Annotated in this window: 20 protein-coding genes; 9 read left to right on the top strand and 11 right to left on the bottom strand. The window is 65.0% G+C overall.

Annotated features, from left to right (window positions below; translation table 11 throughout):
• Positions 1-20: 20 nt before the first annotated feature.
• The 10 genes from BST14_RS07490 to BST14_RS07445 all read right to left on the bottom strand — a co-directional run bounded on the left by BST14_RS07490 (position 21) and on the right by BST14_RS07445 (position 13,135).
• A complete protein-coding gene (locus tag BST14_RS07490) occupies positions 21-434 on the bottom strand; it encodes a hypothetical protein (RefSeq protein WP_036473482.1) in 414 nt (137 codons plus the stop codon).
• A complete protein-coding gene (locus BST14_RS30805) occupies positions 431-2,578 on the bottom strand; it encodes a hypothetical protein (protein ID WP_064942977.1) in 2,148 nt (715 codons plus the stop codon). Before BST14_RS30805 ends, BST14_RS07490 begins: the two co-directional genes overlap by 4 nt.
• Positions 2,575-4,263, bottom strand: coding sequence for a hypothetical protein (locus BST14_RS07480; protein WP_081285078.1), 1,689 nt, complete (start codon positions 4,261-4,263; stop codon positions 2,575-2,577). Before BST14_RS07480 ends, BST14_RS30805 begins: the two co-directional genes overlap by 4 nt.
• A 71-nt stretch (positions 4,264-4,334) precedes the next feature.
• Positions 4,335-5,729, bottom strand: a complete 1,395-nt coding sequence (locus BST14_RS07475; RefSeq protein WP_081285079.1) for a site-specific integrase — start codon at positions 5,727-5,729, stop codon at positions 4,335-4,337.
• Positions 5,730-6,081: 352 nt separating this feature from the next.
• Positions 6,082-7,692: a hypothetical protein gene (locus BST14_RS07470; RefSeq protein ID WP_225337320.1), complete on the bottom strand. Its 1,611-nt coding sequence runs from the start codon at positions 7,690-7,692 to the stop codon at positions 6,082-6,084.
• The gene (gene mycP, locus BST14_RS07465) at positions 7,673-9,052 is read right to left on the bottom strand and encodes a type VII secretion-associated serine protease mycosin (RefSeq protein WP_036474042.1); all 1,380 of its coding nucleotides are present in this window, start codon (positions 9,050-9,052) and stop codon (positions 7,673-7,675) included. Before mycP ends, BST14_RS07470 begins: the two co-directional genes overlap by 20 nt.
• Positions 9,052-10,467 carry a type VII secretion integral membrane protein EccD gene (gene eccD / locus BST14_RS07460; protein WP_036473487.1) on the bottom strand — a complete coding sequence of 472 codons (1,416 nt, stop codon included), beginning with the start codon at positions 10,465-10,467 and terminating at the stop codon, positions 9,052-9,054. The genes mycP and eccD overlap by 1 nt, the downstream gene beginning before the upstream one ends.
• A 3-nt stretch (positions 10,468-10,470) precedes the next feature.
• Positions 10,471-12,048: a MinD/ParA family ATP-binding protein gene (locus BST14_RS07455; protein WP_036473488.1), complete on the bottom strand. Its 1,578-nt coding sequence runs from the start codon at positions 12,046-12,048 to the stop codon at positions 10,471-10,473.
• A 33-nt stretch (positions 12,049-12,081) separates the two neighbouring features.
• Positions 12,082-12,930: an ESX secretion-associated protein EspG gene (locus BST14_RS07450; RefSeq protein ID WP_225337319.1), complete on the bottom strand. Its 849-nt coding sequence runs from the start codon at positions 12,928-12,930 to the stop codon at positions 12,082-12,084.
• Positions 12,905-13,135 (bottom strand): hypothetical protein, encoded by a 231-nt coding sequence (locus tag BST14_RS07445; protein WP_081284089.1) that lies wholly within the window; start codon positions 13,133-13,135, stop codon positions 12,905-12,907. Before BST14_RS07445 ends, BST14_RS07450 begins: the two co-directional genes overlap by 26 nt.
• Positions 13,136-13,711: 576 nt before the next feature.
• On the opposite strand from BST14_RS07445, the gene BST14_RS07440 reads away from it, so the two are divergent.
• From BST14_RS07440 to BST14_RS07425, 4 genes are all read left to right on the top strand, one after another.
• Positions 13,712-15,352, top strand: coding sequence for a ParB/RepB/Spo0J family partition protein (locus BST14_RS07440; RefSeq protein WP_036474044.1), 1,641 nt, complete (start codon positions 13,712-13,714; stop codon positions 15,350-15,352).
• 78 nt (positions 15,353-15,430) lie between these two features.
• Entirely contained in the window at positions 15,431-16,309 is an 879-nt protein-coding gene (locus BST14_RS07435) for a ParA family protein (RefSeq protein ID WP_036473494.1), read from the top strand.
• A 4-nt stretch (positions 16,310-16,313) separates the two neighbouring features.
• Entirely contained in the window at positions 16,314-16,547 is a 234-nt protein-coding gene (locus BST14_RS07430) for a hypothetical protein (protein ID WP_051641681.1), read from the top strand.
• Positions 16,548-17,307: 760 nt separating this feature from the next.
• The gene (locus BST14_RS07425; RefSeq protein ID WP_036473497.1) at positions 17,308-18,240 is read left to right on the top strand and encodes a ParA family protein; all 933 of its coding nucleotides are present in this window, start codon (positions 17,308-17,310) and stop codon (positions 18,238-18,240) included.
• A gap of 947 nt (positions 18,241-19,187) precedes the next feature.
• On the opposite strand, the gene BST14_RS29415 is transcribed toward BST14_RS07425, so the two are convergent.
• Positions 19,188-19,772 (bottom strand): hypothetical protein, encoded by a 585-nt coding sequence (locus BST14_RS29415; RefSeq protein WP_139813795.1) that lies wholly within the window; start codon positions 19,770-19,772, stop codon positions 19,188-19,190.
• Positions 19,773-20,059: 287 nt separating this feature from the next.
• On the opposite strand from BST14_RS29415, the gene BST14_RS07410 reads away from it, so the two are divergent.
• The 5 genes from BST14_RS07410 to BST14_RS07390 all read left to right on the top strand — a co-directional run bounded on the left by BST14_RS07410 (position 20,060) and on the right by BST14_RS07390 (position 26,201).
• Positions 20,060-20,419 carry a hypothetical protein gene (locus BST14_RS07410; protein ID WP_051641682.1) on the top strand — a complete coding sequence of 120 codons (360 nt, stop codon included), beginning with the start codon at positions 20,060-20,062 and terminating at the stop codon, positions 20,417-20,419.
• 793 nt (positions 20,420-21,212) lie between these two features.
• Positions 21,213-21,605: a hypothetical protein gene (locus BST14_RS07405; RefSeq protein ID WP_036473501.1), complete on the top strand. Its 393-nt coding sequence runs from the start codon at positions 21,213-21,215 to the stop codon at positions 21,603-21,605.
• Positions 21,606-21,646: 41 nt separating this feature from the next.
• A complete protein-coding gene (locus BST14_RS07400) occupies positions 21,647-24,808 on the top strand; it encodes a hypothetical protein (RefSeq protein ID WP_231122295.1) in 3,162 nt (1,053 codons plus the stop codon).
• A 230-nt stretch (positions 24,809-25,038) separates the two neighbouring features.
• Entirely contained in the window at positions 25,039-25,524 is a 486-nt protein-coding gene (locus BST14_RS07395) for a terminal protein (RefSeq protein ID WP_231122296.1), read from the top strand.
• Positions 25,525-25,589: 65 nt separating this feature from the next.
• A complete protein-coding gene (locus BST14_RS07390; protein WP_232232241.1) occupies positions 25,590-26,201 on the top strand; it encodes a hypothetical protein in 612 nt (203 codons plus the stop codon).
• The last annotated feature ends 352 nt before the right edge of the window (positions 26,202-26,553 follow it).

Here is a 26,553-nt window from a genome sequence, read left to right as displayed (position 1 = left end):
GCATAACCTTTGGGGGGCCTTCACATGGGCGGGTGCACCTTGGGAAACGCAATGACTGTGCGTCCGGATTGGGCTAACTGGCTGCGTAGTAGATCGTTTTCCAGGGTGAGCTGGTTGACGACGCGTACGAGGGCGGGGACATCTGTTCGGAGTTGTTTAAGCTCGCCGTTCTTGTTGACGATGGTCTTGCGAAGCTTTGCAATGGTGTTACGAAGTCTTGTCTCCAGTTCTGATGGTCCGCCCTTTCCCCGTACCTGTTGGTAGAACTGGTTTTTCAGGTCGGTGTGGCGTTGGGTTAGGGCGTTGCGGGGTACGTCGGCTTCTTGTGCGAGGGCAACGATCGTCAGTGCACCGTTGGAACGCTGGGGTGTGCCGGCGAAGATGCGGTCCATGGCGGCGCGGATGCGGTCGCGTTCGTCGAGTGCAGCGGTCACATGGGCTCCTCGGTCAGGTGGTGTTTGTCTTCCCCGCTCGAGGTGACGCGCGTGTTGTCGTGGGTGTCGGCGTAGTGGCGGAGTTTTGCGGCGTTGGCGCGCAGCCGTTCACCGATCGGTTGGGGGGTGTGGGTGGCCTGTTGTTCGAGCTGGTCGGCGCGGGTGCGTAGCTGGGCGGCGTGCCGATCGGTGCGTATGACGTTGCCGCAGCGGGGATCGCAAGCTTCCAGCTTGGGGGCATCTTTGATGCCGTCGCGTTGGCATAGGGCCCGGTCTGGCTTGTAGCGGCACAGCAGTAACGCTTGCGGGTTGTCGTAGATCATCAGGTCAGGGTTGGCGACGAGCCGGCGAGCGGTTTTCGCGGTGATCGTTGTCCCGCTGAATGTGGGTGCGTGTGCCGCGATTTTGATGGCGTCGCGGGCCGCTGGGCCCGAGACTCCACCGCCGTCGTTGAGGTGGTCTCGAAGTTCGGCGACGGTGTCGGCTACGGCGCGTACGGTTTCGATGTCGAGCAGGTCGTGGATACCGTCGCGGCCGCGCGAGGCGTAGCGTCCGGAGACGACGGCCGAACGCATATGCCCGTATTGGATGGCCAGTGCGACGTGTCCATTTGGTCGCCGGGCGATGTGCCAGGCGAGGGATCGGCGGAAGCGTTTGAGCCCGATTCTGCCGTGCGGGTCGGGCGGGATTGTCTCGCTGGCCAGGTTGTGTCGTGCGGCTTGAGTGTTGGCCCAGTCAACGAATTCATCGATCCTGGAACGCATCGACCTATGGACCATTGAACCCGTCGCGGTGGGTTGGTTGTATCTATCGTGGGCCGATGAGTCGAACAGAAGCCCCCCGTCGGGAACCATTTTCTCCAGAACGCGAATGGCGTTGACGACGGGGGTGATTGCCACCCACGGCGCGTCGCGGTCCGTCCCGGCGGAGAGATGGTTGCCGTGTTCGTCGACCGCGCTTTTGTATTCGCGGCCGCGGATCAAGTGTCGCCCGACTGTGCCCGCGGCGTCAGGCTCGGGGTCAGGGCAACAACCCGTTGTCAGACCAAGTACTTCGCTGGGGCGCATCCCGGTGAGATAGGCACACACGATGAATGCCGCCGTACCGAGATGGCGCCACAAGGGCCACGCTTCCACGTAGTCGATGTCGTCGCGCCAGGGCTTTCCGTCGATGCGGCCGGTGATCGGGATGCCAAGCGGACAGCCCGACAGGCGTTGCGTCGCGGCCGCCAGCAGTTGGTCGCGGCGCGGATATTCCTTCATCTGCGACTTCGCAGCGCCGACGCGACCGCAAATGTAGGCGGCCACGAACGTGACCCGGTCCCCTTCGATATGAACGGGCAACGGATCACCGGACTCAAGAAGGGCATCAAGGTAGGCGCACAATGCCCGTCGGCCCTCGGGACGCGCACTGTCGGGTATCGCATTGAGCAGACGCGCATGCTCGGCGTGCGCGCGAAGGATGTCGTCGCCTAGGTCGTTGACCACGCGCATGGCCCAGACAAGGAGCGGCCCGAGCGTTTCCTCAGCTAACGGCGCAGCGGCATTCTCATTACCCAACGGGATTGGCCTTGGCAGATAGTCGTCGACTCCGGTGGTTTCCCACGGAGGTTGCCCAAGACCGGTTGGGGCGGGGCTGATTTGGTCGAGCGCCCACAATCGAGTCAGTGCGACCAGGCGCCGAAGCGCGCTGGAGCGGACTTCGGCCTTGGTCGCCAGCAGATACCGACCGTAGCCATCAAGGGTGGTGGTGTCGCAATCGGCCAGCCCCCGGACGCCGCGACTGTCGAGCCATTGGGCCAGTTCTAGCCAGTGACGCACTATGGTAATGAGCGTCGAGACCGCCGGGCGCGTTCGCATCCTGGTACCGCGGCTGCGGACAAAAGTGGGGCGCAGCTCGCCATTGATAAGACACCAGACAGCAAGGCGCAGTTCGTTCTCGAACGCTGCGGGGCAGTTTCTCCAGTGGATCTTGGGCCGTACCGCCGAAGGGTTTTCTGTCAGAGCAGCAAGCGACCACACAGGATCCCCGTAGTACGGGTTGAGGTGGGCGTGAATAGGTTTGACCAGATCTGGTGCCACCACCGGGCTACGCGGCCCAGGCATCAGCAACAAGTACGGATCATCTTGCGCCGCAGTGCTCATGTGTCGAGCACTCCCACCAGCAGATGATCGACCAGACCGCGGTCAGTATCGGTCAGTTGTGACAGCGCTTGCTCCCAGAGCGGATCGCCAAGACGTGTTTTGAGGTCTTCAAGGCGGCCATGGTGTTCGGCCCAATCGCGACGCCACGTCTTGGAGGGAAGGACCGAGCGCAGATTCGTTAAAGCCTGATGCAAATGCGCCAGTCGCGCGTGGTGTCCGGGATGGACGTGCGCGTTGGGGCAGGCCAGACACATCAAAAACGAAGCTGTGCAGCCGTCTTCGGGTGAGGTTGCGAACGGGCTTGACGCAGGGTCGGCGCAATCGGCTGTCGCTGTCTCAACATCGCCCGCTGCCGGCCGGTCGCGCAATTCGGCGACCAGAACCCCCTTTTGAGCACGACCCAACGCATCCTCAGCACCCGCGGCTATCACCTCGACGGCTTCGGCCTGAACACGCTTGTCCACCAAGGCATAACTACGATCGAAGGTCTGCTCAGAGTGTTGCGTGGGCTCACGGCGGCCCAGGGCGACAACCGTTCTGCGACCGCGACGAAATGGCGAACCGGTCAACCCTTGAGCTTGCGCCCACAGTGATGCGTCAAAAGACGACACCCCGAAACGGAAATCCCCGACAGGAGGATGACGGTCCCCGCGCACCCACACATGACCGCGGTTGCCGGTGCGCCACACGATGAGCCGGTCAGTTCCCGGAGCCATCTGTTCGACCAACGCGCGAGCAAAACGGGTCGCCCGCAAGGCCTGCGTGATCAACCGCCCGGCCGAGGCGGCACCGTCATCGGTGAAGTTCCTGGATTCGTGATACCGCCCAGCGCCGCGTCGCGGCTTTTCCAAAGCCACCCGATACGTCGGCCGACCATCGTGGCCAGCATCAGGTGATGCCTTAGGCACCGCCAGCCCGTCGATGACCGACAAGTTCCACCCGTATTCGGCCATCATCAGCACCCCCAGCGCTGCCGCCTCCATCCTGGACAAAAACAGCCGCTGCCACGTCACCTCTGCCCTGGTGCCACCCAGCGGTCCGTGATATCGCTTTTTGAGCAGATGCGCTCCCTCTTTGGTTCTGGCGTTCTTCATCGTGTACTCGGGCATGGACCCGGTATCGGCGAGAACGCTCAACGCGTGCCCGACCAGCCAATCCGGGCTGTCTCCGACGAATTCCCCTTGCTGCCAACGGTGCAAGTGCCGAGCATTATGTTCGATGCGCGCTAACGCGGCGCGGAAGGTCCGTCGGGCCGCGACCTTGATGAGCTGAAACTCGTCGTGGCTGTATGACTGTGTGGCGCTTTGCGCTCGCCTGAAGCGGCGCACAAGTTCGTCGGCCACCGGCCCGCACTGCAGTCGCGGATCCTCTTGCAACAGCAGCGCGACCTCAGTGAAGGGGCGTTTGTCGTTGAGCATGACCACGCTATTGCGCCACCGTCTGACCATGGCGGCGCTGAGATCATCGAGATCGCGCACGTGCTCTGGTTGCTCGACGAGGAATTCGGCGAACCGCACGATTTGTCGCCACATGCCGCGCGAGGTCCTATGCGTGGTCCAGGTTTGTGGCACGCAGCGGCGGGCGAACAACGCCGCTAACGATCGCTGCAAAGCTTCGTCAACCGGCAACGTGGCGAAGTCATATTCCTTGACCCGGCCCGCAGCGTTGCAGTGGAAAACAACCAAGCCCTGCGGTGCCAGCGCCTTGGGTCGACGGTGATCGGAAGGCGGAAGCACTGCGGGCCGGCCACGCACAGTCATGTGCCGCCGCCTGCCCAACCGAAGTCATCAACGTCTTGAATGCCTTCCGATTCCCGGGCAATACGCGCGAATACGGCATCCAGCTCAGGCATGGGCGCTGGCACCGGATCGACAGCATCTGCCAGCATCGAGCGCAGTTGCAGATCAGCTACCGGTGCGAGGTAACGCTCAACGGTGGTTTCCCGGGAAGCGTGACCGAGGAGATTTTGCACCATGAACCACGGATCGCCGTAGAGATGGCGGAAGTCCCGACGATCCTCAGGTGTCAGCCCATACCGTTGATCCATCAAAGAATTCAGCACGACCAGCATGTAGAGGGCAAAGCTGTGCCGTGCGGAATGCGGTGTGGCATAAGGCGCATACACCTTGTGCGGATCCAACCCGAGCCGCTGCCGCGGAGTCAGGACCGTATCGCATCGGCGATTAGCCGCGGTGAAAACACCGTCCCACGAATGCACCTGAAACGGCAGTCCCTGCTCATTCAGCCACAGCCACAACGGCTCAAGCCCATGTTCGCCTTCAACAAACAGGGTAATTCGCTCATTGACGGTCAGGCTGTTCAATTCACGTCGCACGATGGAGCCATCCGGGCACCGCCATACCACCAGCGGGCTAAGACCGCGGGTTATCTCAGTGACAACACGCCGCTCCACCAGGCGTTCATAGCGCCGCGCCTGCTGCGCGCCGCGGACCGCGAGCGCGCGGGAGGAATCGCAGTAAGTCTCCACCTCAGCGACAGCATCAGCGGCAGCGTAGAACGTTCTCGGTTTCTTCGCCCTGGTGACCTCGGCGGCGATCCGTCCTCGACAGTAGCGGCTCGTATCCCCGCGACGGGCCGGGACTTCAACTGTCAGAAGGGAACCACCCTCGGCTCGTCGAAGACCCGATGTCACCATCAGCCGCACATAAGCGACGTTGCGGTCCTCTAAACGTCCACCCCAACCGCGGTCAAGCACACCGTCGCAGGTATAGCCGCGTAGCCCGACATCAATCCACCGCCGCCAGCTGCGAGGCGTAAGCCAGTGCACATTACTGCGGCGCACATCCTTCGCCCGTGCCGCGGGCACCGTGACCGCCGCGCCATCACGAGCGATCACACGCTTCATCGCTACGGGACTACGCGGAACATGCCGGTGTTCGGAAGCCCAAGCGTAAAAGCTTGCCAACGCTGACAATTCACGATCCCACTTCGCCCCGCCGATACGGCGAGGATTGTGCTCGGCGAACCGACGCCAATGCTCATAGTCCTCGACATCATCACGGGTCGCTTCCCACCAACCCACCTTCTTTGCCCACAGAAAGGTCAAAAATAAGCGCAGGTCGGTCACATGGTTGCGCCGTGTCTCAGCGGTGTAACCGCGAAAGACTCTCGTCTGGGCATACGCGGACAGCCGCGCGTCGACTCACCGCTCCGGTGACAAAAAGATAGGGTCACCCGGCCGAACCCCAACCGATTCTTCGCGATTCGCGAGATTAACCCAGCCGGCTAACAGCCGCGGTCGCACACCCTGAGCTGAGCATGCACCCGGAACCCAGAAAACTCGCCAGCCCACCAAGCGAAACCCTCCCGCGACTGGTTTGCTGACCAGCCACCGCGCCATCCCCAGACTGCACTCAAAAAAACCCTGAACCTAGTCGACACGCCGACTCGGCAGGGAACGGTAACGCCGGCATCCGCTCAGGCAGCTCGACCGTATCGGCGAGGAATTCCTCTGGGGTAGTCGACATGACCTTTGACCTCGCTTACTCGTTGGGCACGGGAACAAGGCGCGTGCTAAGCCACTGACGGCCATGCGCGGTGGTGATGTAGAACAGGTCCGGGTGCCGGCCGTCCTGGGTGATGACGATCGTCGTGGCGGGAGCCTGAGCAGACTGCGGGCGGCGCAGTGTCACCGTGATCGCACCGGTGGGTGCATCGCTGCTGGCGTCGCTGACGACAATCGCGTCAGGCGGCGGTGTGGTAGGGCGTATCGAGAATTGTTGCGGCGCCGCGTGATTGGCCAGAGCGGTCCACTGGCGTGGATCGGCGGTGTAGAGGGCAACCGGCTGGCCTGATAAGGCGAGGCGGGCGATGATGCCGATGTGGAACTGTCGGGTGCCGGTCACCGTGATCCGCACCGGCTCCGGTGAGGCCAGCCCCAGATATACCGGCTGGCGTGCGCGGTTATAGCCGATCGGAACACCGATCGCCGCCGTCGGCCACCGCAGCGCCGCCAGTGTTGACGGCGCCACCTCGGTCGCCGGCAGCTCGACGTCGGCGCCCGCATCGATGCCGGTGGCTGCCAGCACCGGCGCGATGTGTCGATGCAATCCGTGAAACCCAGTAAGGCCCGGCAGTTGCCGGGGCGGCCGGCTGGCAGTCAGCGTGCCGACCACGGCTTCGACGGTGGCTGGTTGGCGGCCGCGTGAGCGTATGGTGACCGCCACCCAGGTGGCCTTGGTGTGCAGGGTGGTGAGGGTTTCCAGGACATCGGGCAGCGCTGCGGGATCCACGGCGTACACGGCGCGGAAGCCATCGGAATACTCTGTGCCAGTCCAGGTTTCCTTGCGCACCGTTGCCGACGGCGGTACGAACCGAGGAAGTTCTTCCTCGTCGCTGAGGGTGGCCAGCCATCCCCGTTCCCGCAGTTCGGCGATAAGCCGGCGCGCCACGGTGTCGGCTAGCGCCGCGCGATGCGGTTGTGATTGCGAGGTGTCGTCGTCGGAGGTCACGCCGGGAGGAGTTCTCAGTGTGGTCCGGCGGGCGGTCAAGGCCCCCACGTTGTTTTCTGCGCGCAATGTGTAGCTCAGCCACGTGTCGCGGTGCTGGCTGTTGCGGCCGCTGAGCAGCGGCGCTGAGTCGCTGCGCAATCCGCTGGCCGGTGGGGTGCGGGTCACCGAGCAGATGGTCAGCGCGTCGGCGCGCACCCCATAACGATCCAGCCAAGCGGTGATGAACTCCCACGGAAGCTGGTCGCTGTGGTCGCCGGGGGCGCTCAGTGCATGCGGATGGGTGCGCAGGTGGATGACGATGCGGGCTTGCAGCGCGCTCTCCCGGGGCGTCGGCGGCGGCTGCGCCGGGGTTGCGCTGCGCCTGCGGTGACCGGTGCGTTGGGAGCGTTGACGGCGGTTATGCCACGCCATGGGAGTCCAGCGGGCCACCGTCGTCGACACGTGCTGGCCGTGCCAGGACCCCACGAATGCGGCGACCGCCGCGACCGCCGCGGCGTAGTGCCACCACTGGGGTGTTCGCCCTGGCGGCAGCAGCGTCGCCCACCCGAGCAGCAGCAGCGAGGCCAGTGTTGTCAGGCGCCGCCAGCTGGGCCACGCTGGGGAGAATCGAGACGACTCGCGGCTAGCGGGTGGTGCGACCACGGCGCATTCCAATCACGGTGACAGCGATGACGGCGGCGGCGATCGCCGCGATGCCCGCACCGAAGGCGATCAGGCGCGGCAGCCGATTATCCGGTGGCGGTGGTGCTGGCGGGGCGACTCGCACGATCGGCATTTGCGCCGGCAGGGCGTCACCTTGAGGGATGTCCCAGGTGAGCGCGGCTACCGGGTCGATGACGCCGGCCCCGACGAGGTTGGACGGTGCACGGGCGGCGTTGTGCGCCGAGGCGACCAGGCGGTTGACCACCTGACGGGAGGTCAAGTTGGGGAACTTGGAGCGGACCAGGGCGGCGGCGCCGGAGACGTAGGCTGCCGCGAAACTGGTCCCGTTGATGGCAACCAACGGCTCTTTGCTGGATGGCAGACCGTTGATGATGCCCGAGTTTGGGCCGTTGCCGAGCGAGACGACCTGTTCACCGGGTGCAGCGACGCCCACCCATGGGCCAGCCATAGTGAAGTTCGACGGCTGCCCTTCGGGGGTCAGGGAGCCCACTGACAAGACGTAGGGCTGCCAAAACGATGGGGTGGAGACGGTGGTGGCGCCGGCCCAGTTTCGGGAATCGTCGGGACGATTGGGATCGGTGAGCGGATTGCTGGTGCAGTTGCTCTCACCGGTGTTTCCAGCTGCGGCCACCACGACGATGTCCTTGTCGATCGCGGCGTAGCGCACGGCCGCGCCCAGCGCTGCTTGGTCGACCTGCTTGTAGACAGGGAAGCAGTCGATCAGCGAGAGATTGATGACGCGGACGCCGGGGATGTCGGCGGCGTGGCGGACCGCCCGCGCCAACGTGGCGACATCGCCGGCGGTCTTTGCTTGCTGGGCATCTTGTCCTGAGGGTGTCTTGGGTGCCCACTGCGCTGAGGTTTGTCGGATTGAGACGATCGCGGCCTCGGGGGCCACGCCGGCGAATCCGTCAGGGCCTTGCTGGGCTGCGATCAGCCCGGCGACCGCGGTGCCGTGTCCATCGCAGTCGAACAAACCCCCGGCGGGTGGATCGATGTAATCCCCGCCCGGGGCGAGGTTGGGCAGGCGTGGCTGTGGTGTGACACCGGAATCGATCACCGCGACCACCACTCCCCTGCCGCGTGAGGTTTTCCACGCTTCGGGCAGGTTGAGCATGGCCTGGCTGGGAGGCACCGCGGCCGGGTCGAACCCGGGCATTGCGCCGTAGACCTGGCATTGGCCGTTCTGGCGCATTTCTTGCCCTGGAGCGGGCGGACCGTCAGGGGGCAGCGCAGCTGGGTCGACGACGGGATATGCCAGCGCGGCGGCCTCAGGCACGGGGCTAGACACCACCAGCACAGCGATGGTCGCGGCGAGTGAGGCCAGTCGGCGGATCATCACAGTATTCCTCGGTTGCGGATGAGGCTGATCAGGCCGATGAGCCACAACATGGCCGGCGGAATCGTGATCAGCAGGGCGTTTTCGAACAGGTCCAGCCAGCGGCGCTGCGGGATGGAAAGCTCGCGCGGTTTGATGGCTGCAGCGCCGAGCAGCACGAGCGTCAAAGCCACCACGGCGGCTGCCGCGTACAGGCCCGAGACCAGGTGGCCGGCGGCGGTGAACGACACCGTCAACGCGATCGCGGTCAGAAAAGGGGTCGCCAGAAACCACAGTGCGGGGATCGCTGAGTCCCAGATCCGCATCCGCAGCACGGTGACGGTGGTGGTGACCACCACCAGCCACCACGCCAACAGTGGCGGTGCGTCAGGCAACCACACCACCAGCACCGATCCGATCACCGACAAGATCACCGAGGCCGCGATCAGACCGCTCTGGTAGGAGTTGCAGGTCGCGGTTTTACGGGGCAGATCTTCCAGTTCGGCCAGCGACGACGCGGCGGGTGTGGGCTCGCCTGGTGCGGGCACATTCGGTAGCGGGAAGCGCGCCCACATCGCTGACACCGTGGGGGCGTTGGAGGCCAACAGCAAGGACACCGCAAGGACTCCGCACCCCAGGGACAAGTACGGCAAGTGCCACAGGATGCGGGCGCCGGCCGCGGCCGCGACGGTGGCCGTCACGGCGACGACCGCGGTGTGGGTGGCCACCCAACTATTAGTGACGGCCAGCAGCAGCAACGACCAGGCGACCAGGAAAGCCGCCGCCAGGAAAACCCGCGGCGCCGCGGCATCACCCGGCACTACCGCGGCGCCGGCCAACGCCAGCGGCGCCGCGGCCGCGAGACCCAGGCGGCCGGCGGTAGCAAGCAGGCCGCGCCGGTACAGCCAGATGGTGACGGCGACGAAGACCACCGCGAGCGCACCCAAAGCTGCAGCCGACCACACGCGGTAGCCGCGGTGCCAGCCATAGATCGCCAGGCCGCACGTTAAGGTCGCCGCGGTGACCACCACCGCTTGGGCGGCGGTGCGCAACATGGCGTGCTCGAAGGGCTTGAACTGGCTGGCCGAATGAATCGCCGAGGCGTCAGCGATGTCTTCGACCACTGGCGGCGCCGTGGGGCCCGGCGGCAGCTTGCACAAGATGAGCTGCTCACCGTCATCGATGTTCAGCGTGGCCAGGGTGGCGTCCAAGCTAAACGGTGTTCCTCCGAGAGGCGCTAGCGAGTAAGGGCGCAACCCGTCGTCGTTGACGGCATCGGCTGGCACGTCGTCGTCGTCGCGACCCGTGGCCAGTGTTGCCCGGATCCGCGGAATCAGTTCCCGAATGGCGAGTGTGGTCGGCAGGGCCAAGTCCACCGCGGCGTCTTCACCGATGATGGCGACGCGGACTTGGCCGGTAGCGGCGGCCGGATCCATCGATCAGAAACCCCCAGTTTCAGTCGTTCGGTGCTGATGCGGCCCCCGGGCGGGATAGTGCTGGGCGATCGAGCCGGCCAACGCCATCAGGGCCTTTCGGGCTCGCGATTTGAGTTCCACGAAGGTGACATCGCGTCCCTCGGCGAGGTGGACGTCGTAGGGGATCCTGACCACGCTCACACCCGGGATCTTGGCGGTGAACTCCTGTTCGGCGTCATCGAGGTCCACCAACGGCTTGTTCTTGAACGTCGAATTCAACGCGATCACCGTGCGGGGCAACAGCCGCGCGAAACCGTGCGCCTGCAGCCACTGGATGGTGGTCCAGGCGCCGTTGAGTCCATCCGGGGCTTGAGAGGCCACCACGACCAGGCTGTCGACGTGATTGGCGATGGTGGAAAACAGCGGTGATGTGATCGCCGTGCCGCAATCGAGCAGGATGACGTTGTAGTGCTTCTTGAGAATCTTCATCGTCGCTTCGAAGTCTTGCGTGTTCAACGTGTACGAGGAGCGTGGATTGTTCTGAGCGCCAAGCATTTCGAGGCGGTCTTTGTTCTGCACGGTGAAGGTCGCGACTGTTGGATAACTGCTGGCGTCCTGCAGCGACGACAACGCCTCGATGTTGGCGTCGGCGCCGCCTTTTTGCTCGAACCGCGACGAGAGGTTGCCGAGATCGGTGTCGACGTCCACGGCGATCACCCGATCCCCACGCTCGCGGGCGATCGCGCTGCCCGCGGCGACGGTCATGGTCGTCTTGCCCACGCCACCCTTGGCGCTGACAAACGCCACCACGTAGACGTCGAGCAGCGGTGCGGTGATACTGCGGATGAGCTTGTCGTGCTCTTCTTGCTTGGCGCTGGGCCCGGGCGTGATGAGCCCGAAGGTCATTTGCGACACCAGCTTTCGCCAGCCCTTGCCTACAGGTCGGCGCCGCGAGGTGACGAACTGTTGGCTTTCGTCAAGCGCGCCGTAGCCGCTGGGCGCGAAGGCTGCCGGTGAGCTTGGCTGGTCTCCGAACAGCGGCTGGTGCGGGTCAGCGGCCGGCGGCTGCGAGGGCCCGGTCGAAGGCCAGCCCGCCGGCAGGTGCTGCTCATGCGGCAGCGGCGTGTCAGTGAAAAAGCCGTCAAGGCCTTGCTCGTGCTGCGGGGGCTGGCCGCGGTGCGCGGCGATCTGGTCGAGTGAGATCTCGGCGGTCTTGTCGTTAGACGTCTCCTCGACAGCCTGCCAAGCGGGATCCGGCTGGCGCGGTTCGGCATTGGGCCGCGCCGGTTCAGGCAGCTTGAACGTTGGCGCTCCGTGCGCTGCCGCATGTTGTGGCCGCGACGGCGGCGGCACTGGCGCGCGGGTCGGCGGAGGAGGCAGCGGCTGATGCGGCGCCTCGCCGCCGGGAGTAGACCCCTGCTGCGGAGGCGGTGCCGCCGGCCACCGCACACGCTGCCCTGGCCCGGTGTCTGGCCCGTTGCTGGGCTGCCTGCCGTCCTCCTGGGGGGCGGCCCCAGAAGGATAGGGGTAGCGCTGGTCTGAGGTGGGCTGTTCGTGGTGGGGGGTGTCGTCTTGGGGGAAGGAATCAGAAGGTGTGCTCATCGCTTCGGTTTCTACTTTCGGGTTGGTAGAGGGTCAGATACTGAAGTTTTCGTCGGGGAACCACGAGCCCGAGGGGAGGCGTTCGGTGAGGTCGCGCACCGCCATGGCGATCGAAAACGGTTCAGCGGGAGCGAAAATGGACACCCCGCCGGCACGAGGCTGCCCCGGTGTGGGGCTGACGAGGATCTGCCCGACCTCGGTGCTGATGATGTTGACACTGACATCGGTGTGATGGTGAGCGCCGTTGGTGGCCTCATGGGCGGTCAGTTCGACGGTGATGCGATCGCCAGCACGGGCCACTTCCATGATCTCAGCTTCTCGTTCGGGGATGCCCAGCTCGACGAGGGCTTCCATCAAGTCAGCGCCACGAGCGACACGGTCGTCGATGGCTTTGCCGGTGTCCATCGGCAGTGAGAACTCCTCGAAGCGAGCCGGCGGCTGATCGGGGGGCAATCCCGCGGTGATGATCGGCACGATCGCTTCGCTGTGGGTCAGCTGCAGCGGCGTGAGCGTCACCATCTGCGCGTAGCGCAACGCGACCACGGCATCTGGCGGTGAGGTGCGCGCCAGCACCCCCCGCAAAATCTGCTCGGGATCGATCATCGTGCGCCATTCCAGCCACTGGCGCGGCTGGCATACGGTCTTAACCGCCTGCGCGACAGACGGTTTGATGTCCCCCTCTGCGTCAATGACGCCGGCCTCAGCCAGCTCCGCGAGGCAGCGCTGGTTGAATGGTTCCCGCTCCGCTGGATCGACATAAGGGGCGGTGATCGCCAGCATCCACGGATAGGCCCCCACGCGCAGGTGGTCGGCGAGAAACCAGGCCTGGTGCGCATCGACCTCGACCGCGTCGTACCTATTCGTCATCGGCACCGGCTCCATCGGTGGGCAGCTTGGCTTCCTCCAATTGGGTCAGCACCGGTTCCAGGGCGCGCTCGACGATGAACGACATCGATGTCGACCAGCGTTTCTCTTGAGTCCGAAGCCGTTTGAGGGTCCGCCGGTTGAGACGGAAGGTAGTCGGGACCTTGTCGTCCTGGGCGAGAACGCGGGCACTCAACTCCCGTACCAGGTCTGATTCAGCCATCGGTCACCCCTTTCGCAATGGGTCTTTTGCCCGCGCGCTCGCAGTAGAGCACATAAAGCGGACACGGCAAATAGATCGCCTATCCCGTTCGCCAATCATGCCCTCGCGCAGCCATCGCGAAGGTTCGCACCCCGCAGAATTCGGGAAGCGAAGAAGTCAGCGCGACAACCGCGCGCACCAAAGCACAATGCGCGAGCCGCCGATGCCGGTAGGCAGTCTGCGAGTATGCGCGAGGCGCATCGCCCGGTATGCGCTCGGTATGCGCTATGCGTTTTCCCCGATGACCGCAGGGCGCGCGGCCCATGTCTCGCCAGTGTCGCGAAGAGCTGCCATGATGGGGACCACGCGAGTGAACCCGTCAGAGTCTTCCAGGCCCCTACCGCGTGCTATCCAATCCCCCGCTCCCCAAATCGTCACGTGACACGAAGGATTTGTTTGCGGTGGCCTTCGAGGGTTGGGTGATGCACGCTGCATCACGGCCGCAGCACTTTGGTCAAGCGTGCAAAGGCGCCAAAAGGCTTGCTGAGGCGCCGCGCGATTTATTACTCTAATACCGGTATTTAGAAAGGAGTGCTCGTGGCCCAAACGACAGCTCGCCCCGCCCGCCGAGCCAAGCCAGCCGGACGCAAAACCGCCAACCGATTCGCGGCCCTGGCCGGCGGAGACGCCGCACCAAGCACAGACCCCTCCCCCGCTACCGACTCCGCGGCGTCGGAGGAAGAAACCGGCCTTATCGCGGGCATGTCAGCCATGGTCGCCAACGAAGCGCACCGGGTCGTCCAGATCCACGTGGCCGAGATCGCACCGCACCCGTTCAACGATCCCCGGCGATCACAGCCGCAGCCTGGCGATCCCAAATGGGAAGACCTCCTCAACGGGGTACGTGCCAGCGGCGTACGGCTGCCCGTGCTGGTGGTCACCCGCGATGCGTTCATGGCGGCGCGACCATCGGCCGCCGACATCGCTGCCACTGCGCGCTACGTACTGGTCTACGGTCACCGCCGGCGCGTCGCGGCGATCGAAGCCGGCAGAGACACCGTCCCAGCCGTCGTCGACGACGCCATCATGGTCGACGACGGCGATCTGGACTCGATGGCTACCGAAAACCTTGGCCGCCAAGACCTCTCCGACCTTGCCGAGGGCGAGTTGTACGCGCGCTACTCCGAGATTGGACTTTCCCAACGCGCCATTGCCGAGCGACTGGGCGTCGACCAAGCCACAGTGTCGCGCAAGCTCGCGCTCAAGCTACTGGCTCCCGAAGTCCGCGACGCCGTCGACGACGGCCGCCTACCCAGCGCCGAGGCCGCGGCCTTGGCCGGCAAGCTGCCCTATGGCCCGCCTCGGCGCTGGCAGAAGACCAAGGACCCCGACCAGCTCAGCGACCTGCGCCACGAAGAACAAACGCAGGCCCTGCACCTGATCCTCACGCGTGGGATGATCGCTACCCGCGCCGCCGAGCGGGTCATCGCCGAGCGCACTGCCCGCGCCAAGGCCGACGAGTTAGGGATCCCCCTCGTCGAGGACCCCCGCGCCGAGCTCGGCGAGAACTACCACCTCCACCGCGTCCCCGACTACGAGCCCGGCGCCGAGATCATCGGCGCCATCAACCCCGCCTCAGGGGCCCTAGATCTCTACGCACGGCCCCTGGCCGGCGAAGGGTTGACGTCGACGACGTCGAGCATCGGCGACGCGGCCGCCGCGGACCCGGCCGCTCAGCCGGGCGCTGCTGAAATTCTCGACCCGCCAGCCGAATCGAACGCACCCCCGCCTCGAGAAGAAACAGGGCAGGATCCAGGCCACAGTGACGAACCGTCTCCGGAAGCCGCCCAGCGACAGGCAGACGCCCAAGCCGCGGCCCAGGCCCAACGCGCAAGGCGGGAATTCTGCGCGGTACTGATCAATCAGCAGCCCTCCAACGCCGAGCTCCTCAAGATACTGGTGGCGCAATACCTGTCCGGCGTGGCCGCGCGCAGCGCAACATCAGCGGTAAGCGCGCTGCTACGGGACTGGGACGCCACCGCTGACGGCCCAGCGGAGAAGGCGCGAAACGCACGGGCCTGGCACCGTGCGGTGGCCGCGGCTGAACTACACACCGCGGAACTCAAAGACAAGGCCTGGGACGACGACGCCGTCGCCCACGTCAACCTGCTCATCAACCGAGCCGGCTACCAACCGACTCCATGGGAACACCGCCAGCTCGAGACCGCCGGCGCTTAAACCATCCGCATCGACCGTCACAACCGCCTCGGGTGATGCAGGCTGCATCACCCGCCCCATGCTCAAAGGAGATTATCGATGTCCACTTACACCGTCGCCAACATGTCTGGCAGCGTCGGGAAAACGACGACCGTCGTGACCACCGCCATCCAGCTCGCAGGCTCTGGCCTGCGGGTGCGCGTCATCGATCTCGACCCCCAAGCAAACGCCAGCACCTGGCTGGGCTACCCCGACATCAGCGGTGTCACCATCGCCGATGTACTACGCCAGCAAGCCACAATCGACGACATCGAACGGCCCGCTCGCATCATCCAGGGTTTCACCGACGCCGGCGAACCCGAATACACCACCGACGAGGCCACCGAAATGCACATCGGCAACCTGACGGTCGTGCCCGCCGCCCGCTCGACTCTGGACAAACTGATGGTCGAACTACCGGCCGTGACCGGAGGCGTACTGCGCCTGCGGGATGCCCTCGAAGCGGCCACTCCTGTTGACGTCACCCTCATCGACTCCCCCGGCTCCAACAGCGCACTAGTCACCACGGCACTGATCGCGTCCTCAGTCGACGAGGACGGCCCTTCCGGCGGATGGGGATTGATCATGTGCACCAAACCAGCAGGCAAGGAATCAGAAGGCATCCAGGCGCTCTTGCAAGAACTCGCGATCATCAAAAAGACCTTCAGGATCGACATCCCGCTTTTGGCCATCGTGCCGTGCGCCGTGCCAGGCACCGGCGGCGTGTACCGCGAACAGATGGAGTACTTACAGGAAGGCTTCGGTGACAAGGTCACACCGGCGGTCCGACGTAGCTCGATCGTGGATGAGGCCTACACCAACTACCTTCCCGTCCCGCTGTATGGATACCGAGCCAAAGACGTCAGCAAAGACTACGAGAACGTCATTGACCATATGAAGCGCCAAGGAATGTTCCGCCCAGCAGCCATCAAAGCCTAGCTCCGTGGACGGCCCCGCCAAATCCAGCGACCTCAGCAAGGTCAATGTCCCCACCGAGCTGCACCACAGGGCCCGCGCGGCTGTGCGCATCGTCGAGCGCGTCACAGGCCGCCGCTACACCATCACCCAATTCATCGAGGAAGCTATCGTCGCCCAGCTGCGCGTAATCGAGCACGACTACAACGAGGGCCGCGAGATCCTCCCCGACCCACAACCCCTCGAACCGGGGCGACGCTAAGGCGCGTTGACAGCCCCGCCGCTCCACGATGAGCCGTCGGGCTCATGCGGCGACGCCAAATGCACACGATACTGAGGTCACGTTGCTGACCCGAGTGCGCACGCCGCCGCATTCAAGAACCCGGGCTGATTTCGCCTTACGCCCATGAGAATCCGAAGCCGCGACTCAGTGCCCTGGCGCCGCATCGGACACGAGGGGCGGTGAAGGGTCCTCCCGCTGCACGACCAGGCTCCCCCACTGCCGCGTCCATATAGCCCGTGTGACCTGCGATATCCGGGCGATAACCGGATAACGAGACGTGTGACTCGCGGGTATCGCACCGGATAACATGAGGGTCATCAACGGGTGACTGCCCGCCCTATGTGCGAATCTGCGTACGTGGCAGTGACGCCTGTGGTGCCGGGTCTAGCGCCGCATCGTTGTCGGCTGACCGACGCGTTGCCACACGCACGGACAACGCACGTATGCCCGTGTGGCGCAACGTCCAACGCCTCAGCCAACTACCCGTGCGGCCCACCGCGTGAACACACGGCGGTCGCAACGCTCTAGCGACCACCCGTGCACCCACAACATGTCCCGGACGCGCAGACGTCCGAATTGACGGCAGCACAGTGCCGTGACCACACGGGCCGATCGCCGCCCGGGCCCACGGGCGAAGGACCGTCGGTCGCAACGTCCAAATAGTGGGCTAGGTAACGGTTCGACTTCACGTCCGTGCGCCTACATGACATCTCGCGGGTGGGTACGTACGTTGCGACGCATGACAATGACTGGGCCCGATGCGCGGGCCATCCTCGTAGCGAATCAGAAAGGCGGAGTTGGAAAGTCAACGACCGTCGCCGCAGTGGCGGAAATGATCGCCGCCGCGGGAAAAAGGGGCCGTCGCGTGCTCGTCGTCGACGGCGACCCACAGGCCAACGTCACCGTCGAAGATCTCGGCGTCGACGGAGACCGCGGACAATCACTGGCCCAGACCCTGCAATTCGGTGCGCCGCTTGTCCCGGTGCGCAACGTACGGGCCAACCTCGACGTAGTCGCCGGCGGTCCACAACTTGCCGTCGTCGGCGCCGGCGCTCACCTGATGGCCGAGAACGGCATTGACATGGCCGCCAACCTGGAAAACCAGCTCGCCAAACTATGCGAAGACGAAGGCTATGACCTGGTCCTCATCGACTCAGGTCCAGGTGACGTACCGCTGCTCGATACCTATCTCACCGTCGCCAACTATCTGTTGATCCCCACCCGCGACGACCAAGCCAGCCTGGGCGGTGTCGAACGGTTGGCGCGACGCTTCTGGCGAGCACGCAAACTCGGTGCCTCCATCCAACTTCTCGGTGTGCTGCTGTTCGATGTCAACCCACGAGCGAAAAAGCGCAACCAGGACGTGTTCGATCAAGTCAGCGAAATGCTCGAAGGCAGCGGGACAACGCCGTTCGACATCACGATCCGCTCCGCACCCGCGGCCGCCGTCGACATGCGAACGCTCCACAAAACCGCCGGCGAACTCGTTGCGCTAGCCAACGACGACCGCCGAGCTCGACTGTCGAAGCTGCGCGACAACCAAAGTCCCGAGCGCGCCATGTGGACGAGTGACCCCACCGGCCTTGCCGCCGACTACCAAGAGCTCGTCCGCCAAATCGTCACACGGCTCGGCCGATACGAATCAGTGACGGCGGGGGAGCGGGTCGGATGAGCCCTTCACGCACCCGCGGCAAGCCGCTGTTCGACCCCGAGGCGCTCAATCAGGACCTGGACGAACTGTGGCCGGCCCGTCCACGCGCCGCTGCCGCGCCGACTCCACCGCCGGTTTCGCCACAACCGGCAGACACCGCTGTCAGTGCCGAACCGGCCCACTCTGACCCGCGGCCGGCAAGTGCCTCGGTCATCGAACCGGTACTCGCAAGCGCCCCCGCGACTGAATCGGCCCGCGCAACCACGCCAGCAACGACCAGCCCGGAACAGCCCACAAAACCGCGACAGACAACTACCGGACGGCCGAGCACAAGAACCCGTCCACCCGAGGTCTTGCTATCAGCGGAAGTCTACGACGAGCTCTACCGAACCCAGATCGCCGAAAAGAAGGTACGCCGCGGACTCGCCCGAACGATGGGCGCCATCGTCTTGGACGCCATCGAAACCCACGCGACGAAACTGGCGACAACCTGGACTACCCAGCGATACGCCGTAGGGGAGGGCCAACTATTCGAACGCCCGTCCTCGCACGCAGTCCCGCGGCGGCGTCGCCACGCAACCGCTCCACGCACCGTCGTTCTGTCAGGAGTGACAGCCGCAAACGGTCAACGGCTTGACAACCTCGTCGAGGCCTGGGCCGCCGGCACGCGAAGCGCACTCGTGGAACAAGCACTCAGATACGAATTTGGGCTCATCCCGGACTGATTCGCGCGAATTCGCCTGGCTGCGCGTCGCAGCGGGAACAAATTGCTGATCGCATCCTGATAAGTCACATCCGCCCGTCGCGAAGAGCGGGAGCAGCTGTTGACCCGCGAAAGTCCGCTACGGTCAAGTACTTTGCGCGCGAGGGTGACTGTGATTATCCAGCGTGGCGTTAGTCCCGCGGGATCTGTTCACGTCCAGTCGGTTCGGGGAAATCTGGCGCTATTCACCGATTCCCATCGGCGGTCAGATCGCGTTGCGCCCGGGTGGAGTGGCGTCCTCTTTGGGGCCGACGCGCCGCACGCGGGTCCTCAGATCGGGGTCGCTCAGGAAGCCGTCGATGAGCGGAACCGGCCCGCCGACACAGGTCCAGTCGTCGTCCCACAGCGTGGACACCAGCCAGGACCGATCCACCGGGAACATCAGGTCCGGCAGGCGAGTTGACCGCGACGACCATAAGTCGTCGGACCGCCAGCAGGCGGCCTGTTCTGGTCCGGCCTGTACGAGTACATAAGGCCAGTTCGCATACAACGTCACTCTTGGCGCGTCAGGGAAAACGACGTCCGCGGACCCAGTGTCGAGGTAACCAATCCACCACTGTTGATCCGGCGACTGTCTAGTGAGTAGTGCGACGATAGCCTGGTCGTGGCTCTGCTTTTCAGCTTGGGGCTTTGGCAGTAAAACGGTGGCGTAGTCATCGAATATCGGCGGGATCGCCGACGTGATTCTGACGCCGATCGAGGTAGCCGTGGTGATCCATGCGACATCCGCGCGCGTACCAATCGGCCAACTCTTGCCGTCTCGGATGACCGGACTCACCGCGTCGACCAACGCCGATAGTGTGTGTGCACCAAAGCATTATCTGTCGGGACAGTGGAGGTTTGCACCCGAGCCGGCTGCGGGACTGATCTGATCGGCCGGTTTCGGGGGAGATGTCACTCGGAGCACCGATAGTTAAGAGCAGAACCGAGAGGATCCGCAATTGGCCAATGAACAGTCCGCTGAGCCCACATCAGGACGCCATGCATGTTTCGACGCCGGTGTGCGCGCGCCCTACCGCGGGCTCGTGTGCGACCGACGTCACGGGCACTGATCCGGCGAACCGAGGAGCCCCCAACATGGTCGCCACGACCATCACGTTCAGCACCTCCCGAGGGGTCGTCTCGTGGAGTGCGCTCGAGCGGCGCGCAGTTGGGCCGCCCGGCGGGATTGCTGGCGGCTTACTTGGTGGTGAACCAGCCTTGGTCGCTATTGTGCGTGAGATCCTTGCCGGCAGCTTGCCGAAAACAGTGCGCGTGGCAGAGCCCAACCTCGACTATATGTTCACCCGGAACCGCGACACCGCCGCCGACGTGGCCGCCGCGATGCTCGTGGCCGGCAACGGTAGAGGACGGCTTTCCGATACAGGGTGGGAGGTACTGGACGCCGCGATGGAAAGCGACCGCGCTGACGAGGATTTCCGTGGTCTGACGACCTAATTGTCGACCGGGGATTGATCAGCGACGGGGGAGGGGAATCGCCTGACCTACATGGCGGATAGATCGCGGGTGTGCGGGCTGTGGCGCGTTCTACGCATCATCATCGTGTGCGGCATGACGGCCATCGAAATTGGTGAAGGCGCACTGCGGGCCAGGGGTCGGCATGTAGACCGTGGCCGCACATTGGCGGCAGTGAAAGCTGCGATGAACGGATCCGCAGGAACATTGTTGGCTGCCGACCAGGACACGTCCGCCACCTCGCAGCCTGTGGCCGTTGGGGCACAGCGGTGGGGGCGGCGGTTCTTCCCAACCTCGGCGAGTACGGCGCAGACCACCCACGAAGGTCCATCGTATGCCTAGCCTCCCGCCGGAGGCGGTGCGACAAGGACTGCTCGCCGCGCTGACTAAAGCGGCCGGGCCAATGACGACCGCTGAACTACGGCGCGGTCTTTCAACTAGTTTCGGCGCGGACGTGGTTCACGAACGCATCTATCACAACTTGGAGATCCTCGAGAAACGCGGCCAGGTAATCCGCGCAGGCACGGTGGGTCGCCACACGACGTGGCGGCTCAGTATGGCGAACACAGTGATCGCACGTGGACTGACTAGCTGAAAGCGTTGAGTGTGACAAATAAGCAGTTTTGCGTCGTGCCTTTATGCAGGCCAGACCTGGACCAGGTCATCAAGGGGCACAAGAAACACTTGTAGACAAGCACAACGAATGCTTGTTGGTGTCACAGTTCGTGGATAGCATCACACCCGTGCTGAACGTAGCTGCAGAACGCAGGCGGCCATGACGACGACGGATCCTAGCGTCGCGTCGATTCAGGCTGCCGCGCAACGGGAATCGGCAAGCTTTGCCTCGAAGATGGCTGATTCATCTCTGGCGGCCGCAGTGGATGTCTGGCTGCGCCGCGTGGCCCGTCGCAAAGCTACACCTGCGCAACGTGCTCGACTGGTTAAAGCTGTGGAACGAGCCAGTGCCGCTGAAACCAAAGCGGTGCAGCTGACGCGCGCCGCGCTCTTACGCGCCGCCGGCCTCGATGAGCGACCCGCCGCCGCGGCGGCGATCGCGGCCGGTGCGACCTACACCGAAGTCGGTGCCGTACTCGGGATGACCCAGCAGGGGGCCAGCGCGCGCATCCGTCCGTACCTGGCCGCCCGCACGCCTGAAGGCCGCCTATGACGGACGCAAACACAGCGTCGCTAATCGTTGAGCGTCACGTCGTGATTGTCACCGGCTCGGGTGCGTTCACGGTCGGCGGTGATGTCCTTACCGGGCCGGTGGACTCCGTCGACAAGCTTGAGAAGCTAATCGAGTGGGCGCACGGCAATCGTGGCCTACTGCAGCCGATACCTGCCGGGGATGCCGATGCGGACCCTGCCCGGATATGGGTGGTAGGTGCGGGGTGTCGCCATTTGATTACTCCCGACCCCGGCGCGGGGGATTCCGGACTGGTCGAGCAGCTGGGGCGGTCGTTGGCGCCGCTGGTGGGGCGCGGTTGGGAGCTGCGGCACGGAAAGGGACGTGCGGTCGTTCTGGCTCGGGGAGTTGGCGCGCAACGTGTTTCGGTCGAGATCGTGGCCGAGCTGCATCCCTGGTTAGTCGGTGAGCGCGACGATCTTGTCGAGGACGCGGCTGAATTGGGGCGCCGCCTGCACCGGTGGTCGGCCGTGCTGGGAGCGCTGCCCGCAGGCAGCGGAGCGGCCTCGGCAGCGGTGATCAATGACCGCATCATGCGGGCCCGCGCCGGGCGGCGGGGGGCCGTCGTGTCCGAGCCCGGGGTGCTGCCGGCGAACGTTATGGCCGAGATCCGCGTTCAGCCACCTTGGTGTGCGCCTGCTTCGGAGGTCGAAGAGGAATTCGAGCACAGCGACCAGCTGGTGTGGCTGACCCAGGAATGCCCTGAGCTGGCGGCCGCGGGAACACTGACGTTCGGATACGGCCAACCGCAGGTGCTGGACGCCATAACAGCAGCTGCAGCCAGCACCGGCCAGAAGCGGCCATTCGGACTGTGGAGGGTCACGCTCCCGCCAGCTGGTGACATGCGGTTGCCTCAGATGCTGCCGCCGCCTCACCCACAGATGCGCCTTGATACGCCAACCCTGGCCTGGGTGACCACCGAGGATCTTGACGGGCTGGCCAAAGACGTCCGCGACGGCGGCGCCGGCCTGCCCGCCGCTCGGCTCGGCATCGAGCAGGCGATCGTGTGGCCCCAGCAGACCCGCCTCTTGGAAGCCTGGTCGACGCGGCTGCGCGAAGCCCGGGAAGAGTTCGCCAACGATGCGCCACTACGTGCGCTCGTCGATTCGGCTGCCGCGGAATATCTGCAGGCGCTGGCCGACCCCGAACCGTGGGCTGATCCAGCGTGGCGACAGCACTTCCAGCCAGCCTGGGCCGCGGCGATCGCCGCGCGAGTGCGATTCCGTGGCCGGCGGGCAGCGATGCGGATCTCGCGCGAATACCGGCTGTGGCCGGTGTATGCGCGCGATGCCGCGATGATCTATGCGACTGGCCTCGACGAAGCGACGGGTGAGCCAGTGGATCTGTCCGACACCCATTCCCGCCTGGGACGCATGACGGTGACCCACCAAGCGGCGGTGACTGACGAGCTCATCCTCGAGGTCCTGACCGCTGAGAACACCGCCGAGGTCGCCGCTGCGCTGAGCGCTGCACTCGAGGGACCCGGCCAACGAACGCCCATCGCCGTCGCGCCCAAGATGGAAGCCAGCAATCCAAGAGGTGTGGAGAGCCCGGCATCGGAAACCGCTGCTGTGGATGCTGACCAGGGGCCCCTCAACGGGGCGTCGGTAACGGCTAAAGGATCGGCAGCCAAGGACGATGTGACACCGTCGCCGACGACGGCCGGGACCCAATCTGGCCGCGCCTCGAACAGGGCCGTATCTGGCGGCGCACCGGCCGCGGTGTTACACACCGACGGGCTCTGGCTGGCCGATGGCACCCGAGTCGAACTGGGCCCACCGATCGTGCACGTGGGTCAGGTCGCCGAGCTTGCCTATACGCACCATCTCGGGTACCGCCTCACCGCGAAATACAATGAGCCAGGACAAATTTGGATCACCGAAGCGGCGTGCCAGGAATTCGGTATCGACGTCGCTGCCATCAGTCGCCGCGATCGCGCCAAGTCGCTGCGCCAACTCACCGAAAACATCGACTTCGTCACCGGCGCGGTCAACGAAGGATGGAGCCTAGGCGGGGCGGGGGAGGACCCTAACGCTCACCGGCTGGGCACCTGGACCCGCGTCTATCGAGACGACAAGCGCGGTGTGATGATCGCGCTCATCCCCGGCATGGGCACCGGCGCGGATGAGATGCCGATCTTGTCCGATGAACCGGCGCCAGCTCAGATCGCCAAGCGGCTGCAGCTACTGGCTGACGCGTTGCGGTTCCCGTGGAAAATCAACGCCGGTGTCACCGCGGTGGACTTGATGTTGCAGACCAGAACCAAGACGTGGTCCCCACAGGAGTGGCGCGACGTCGTCTTCGCGCCGTCGACAACCGCGCCGCCGTTCGGTATCGGAGATGTGGAATCGGACTTCGATTGGTCACGCCGACCCACCAGCGACGAACGCCAACGCCGCTACATCCACGCCTATGACCGTGGCGGCTCCTACGTGGCCGGCATCGCCGGTCTGGAGTTGCCCATCGGCGACCCAATCCACCACCCCGATGGGGCACCATTTAACGCCAAGACACCGGGCTACTGGCTAGTCGACATCCCCGAAACCCCCGACTGGCGGCTGCCCTATGTCCTCAACCCGAGAGGACTGCAGTTCACCGGCCCCAAGTGGGTATGCACCCCGACGTTGGAGCGCGCTATCGAGCTCGGCTACCAACCACAAATCCTGCAAGCATGGCTGTGGTCGCGCCACGGCCGAGTGCTACTGGGCTGGTACGAACGGTTCCGCGACGCCAGTGCGATGCTGGACCTCGACGATCCCGACGCTCAAGCCGCGCGTGATCAAGCCAAAATCATCCGCACCCACGGGATCGGCATCATCGGCTCCGATGAGCACCTCAAAGGCAAACCCGCCTACAGCCCCGAACGGCGGCTGCACGTACTCGCCAAAGCCAAGGCCAACATCGTCTACCGGCTACACCAAATCGGTGAGAAGACGGGGCAATGGCCCTTGGCGGTGGCCACCGACACGGTCCTCTACGCCTCCGATGACCCGGATCCGGTGACAGCCTGGCCTGGCGGGCCAGAGTCGTTTGGCCGCGGCTTCGGGCAGTACAAGCCGGAAGGCTCTGGGCTGCTCGACGAGCACCTCGAGCACCTCAACGGACGTGACTACCGCGGCAAACGAGACTTGATCCCCGCCCGTGAGTGGCGCGCCAATCTGTGCACTGACGCTGAGGGCTGCTGATGGCGCGCCGAGGCAGACGCAGCCGAATCAGTGCCAGCGACCTGGCGGGGTACGGCTCGGTCGCTAACGGAACGGTCGACGTCGACCGCGCCGCACGGGGCTTGGGTGCATCCAAACGCGATGTCCGCCAAGCGATCCGGCAAGCACAAGCAGCGCAAAGCAACACGTTCTTGCGGCGGATCTCAGGCCGGCGTGAGGCCGACTCCGCAGAGGGCAGCAGCATGCGAGGCATGTTGCAGGCAGTGTTCGGCCGGGGCCCGCGTGGTGGGACAGTCAACGCCAGAGCCGCCGCGCAATCACTCGGAGTTTCCCAGGGCACCGTACGGCGCTGGGCCGCTGGCACCCAACAACCGTCGAAGGGCCGACTGGCGTCGATCCGGGCAGCGGCGCGGCGCGTCACGACGACCAAACGGGGTCGACGGGGGGCCACGGCGGACTTCCGCAGCAGCTCACAAGGCAGGCAGGCGCTTCGCACTGGCAGCAAAATCTGGGTCAGCGGTGAGCAAGGCGTGGGCGGCTACGACCAGGGGTATGCGCGCGATCGCCGCGTGGCCAACGACATCAGTCCCGAGGAGATCGAGGCCCTGTTGCGGGCTTATGAGGACGGCGGCGATGAGGGCCTTCGAAAGTGGATGAAAGAGTTCTTCGACGACAAGTACGTCGCTGGCTGGGACTTCGTCACTATAGACGATTTCGGTATCGGTACCCCCGAATGAGCCTGCAAGCCAAAGCAATACGACCCAACGCTGGCCCCCGGTGGAGCCGCAAAAGACTCATCGACATGCTGCTCGACTGTTACGGCGCCACCAACCGGAACACCGTCGACGCGGCGGCGGTCGCCGCGTATGCCGGTGTCACACCCTCCACCGTTCGCCGCTGGATCTCCAAGCGACACCCGCCATCTCGGCGCATGGCCATCCCGAAACATCGGATCGCCCAACTGCAACGCGGTCCCGCCGATGTCGAGCGGCGCAACGACCAGCAGTATCGATACGCGCTCAATGCGCTCGCATCGATCGAGGACGAGAGCGCAATCCTGCCGCCCTGGCGCGAACAAGGCTGGCTCGACCCGCACACCGTGGCCATCATCGCCATTCACGCCAAGCCCTGGCTGCAAGTCGCCGTCACCAACGCCAGCACACGGGCATTAGGGGAACTGCGACGCCGGGGAACGCTAGTGGCCAGCCGGACGGTGCCGACACGATTCCACGCCCAAGTCCTGGCCCACGCCGTGATGGTCCGTCAACAAGCATGGCGAGTCCACCCCGCACCGCGCTATCTTGCTGCCGGCCGTACACAAGCCTGGATGGCAGACGCGCCCCCGGTCGACCTCGCCACGCTGGCCGCTGACCTGGGAATAGTGCACCCGGCCTCCGACCAGAGCGCCGGTTAGGCTTAGCAAGTGGTCCTGTTCAGGCGCTTCGCCGCGCGGACTCGAATCAAACGCGCCTCCGCCGAAGCCTTGAGTCAGCCGCTCTTTGGCATGCGGCGTCAGAGCTCGATCGACTCATCGGCGATCGACTTGCCATCAGGGACGGCGCCCCCCGTCGCAGCGACCCAGGCCGGGGCCCCCGCGCCGCGCTCAATGGCGGTGGCGGTGGCCGCTGAGCCAGTCAGTGAACGCCAGCATCACGCCGGTGCTGTCGTCACGCTCGAGGCATACGGGCTGGCAGATCCCTACCGACCTGACGCCTATGCGCAGTGGCTTCCTGACTGCCCGAACTGGCGTTTGACCCGCCGTGCGT

This window comes from Mycobacterium arosiense ATCC BAA-1401 = DSM 45069, assembly GCF_002086125.1.
In the GTDB taxonomy this organism is placed as follows: domain Bacteria; phylum Actinomycetota; class Actinomycetes; order Mycobacteriales; family Mycobacteriaceae; genus Mycobacterium; species Mycobacterium arosiense.
Note: the sequence above shows the minus strand (reverse complement) of the source record. Positions and strands in the feature narration are given on the sequence as shown.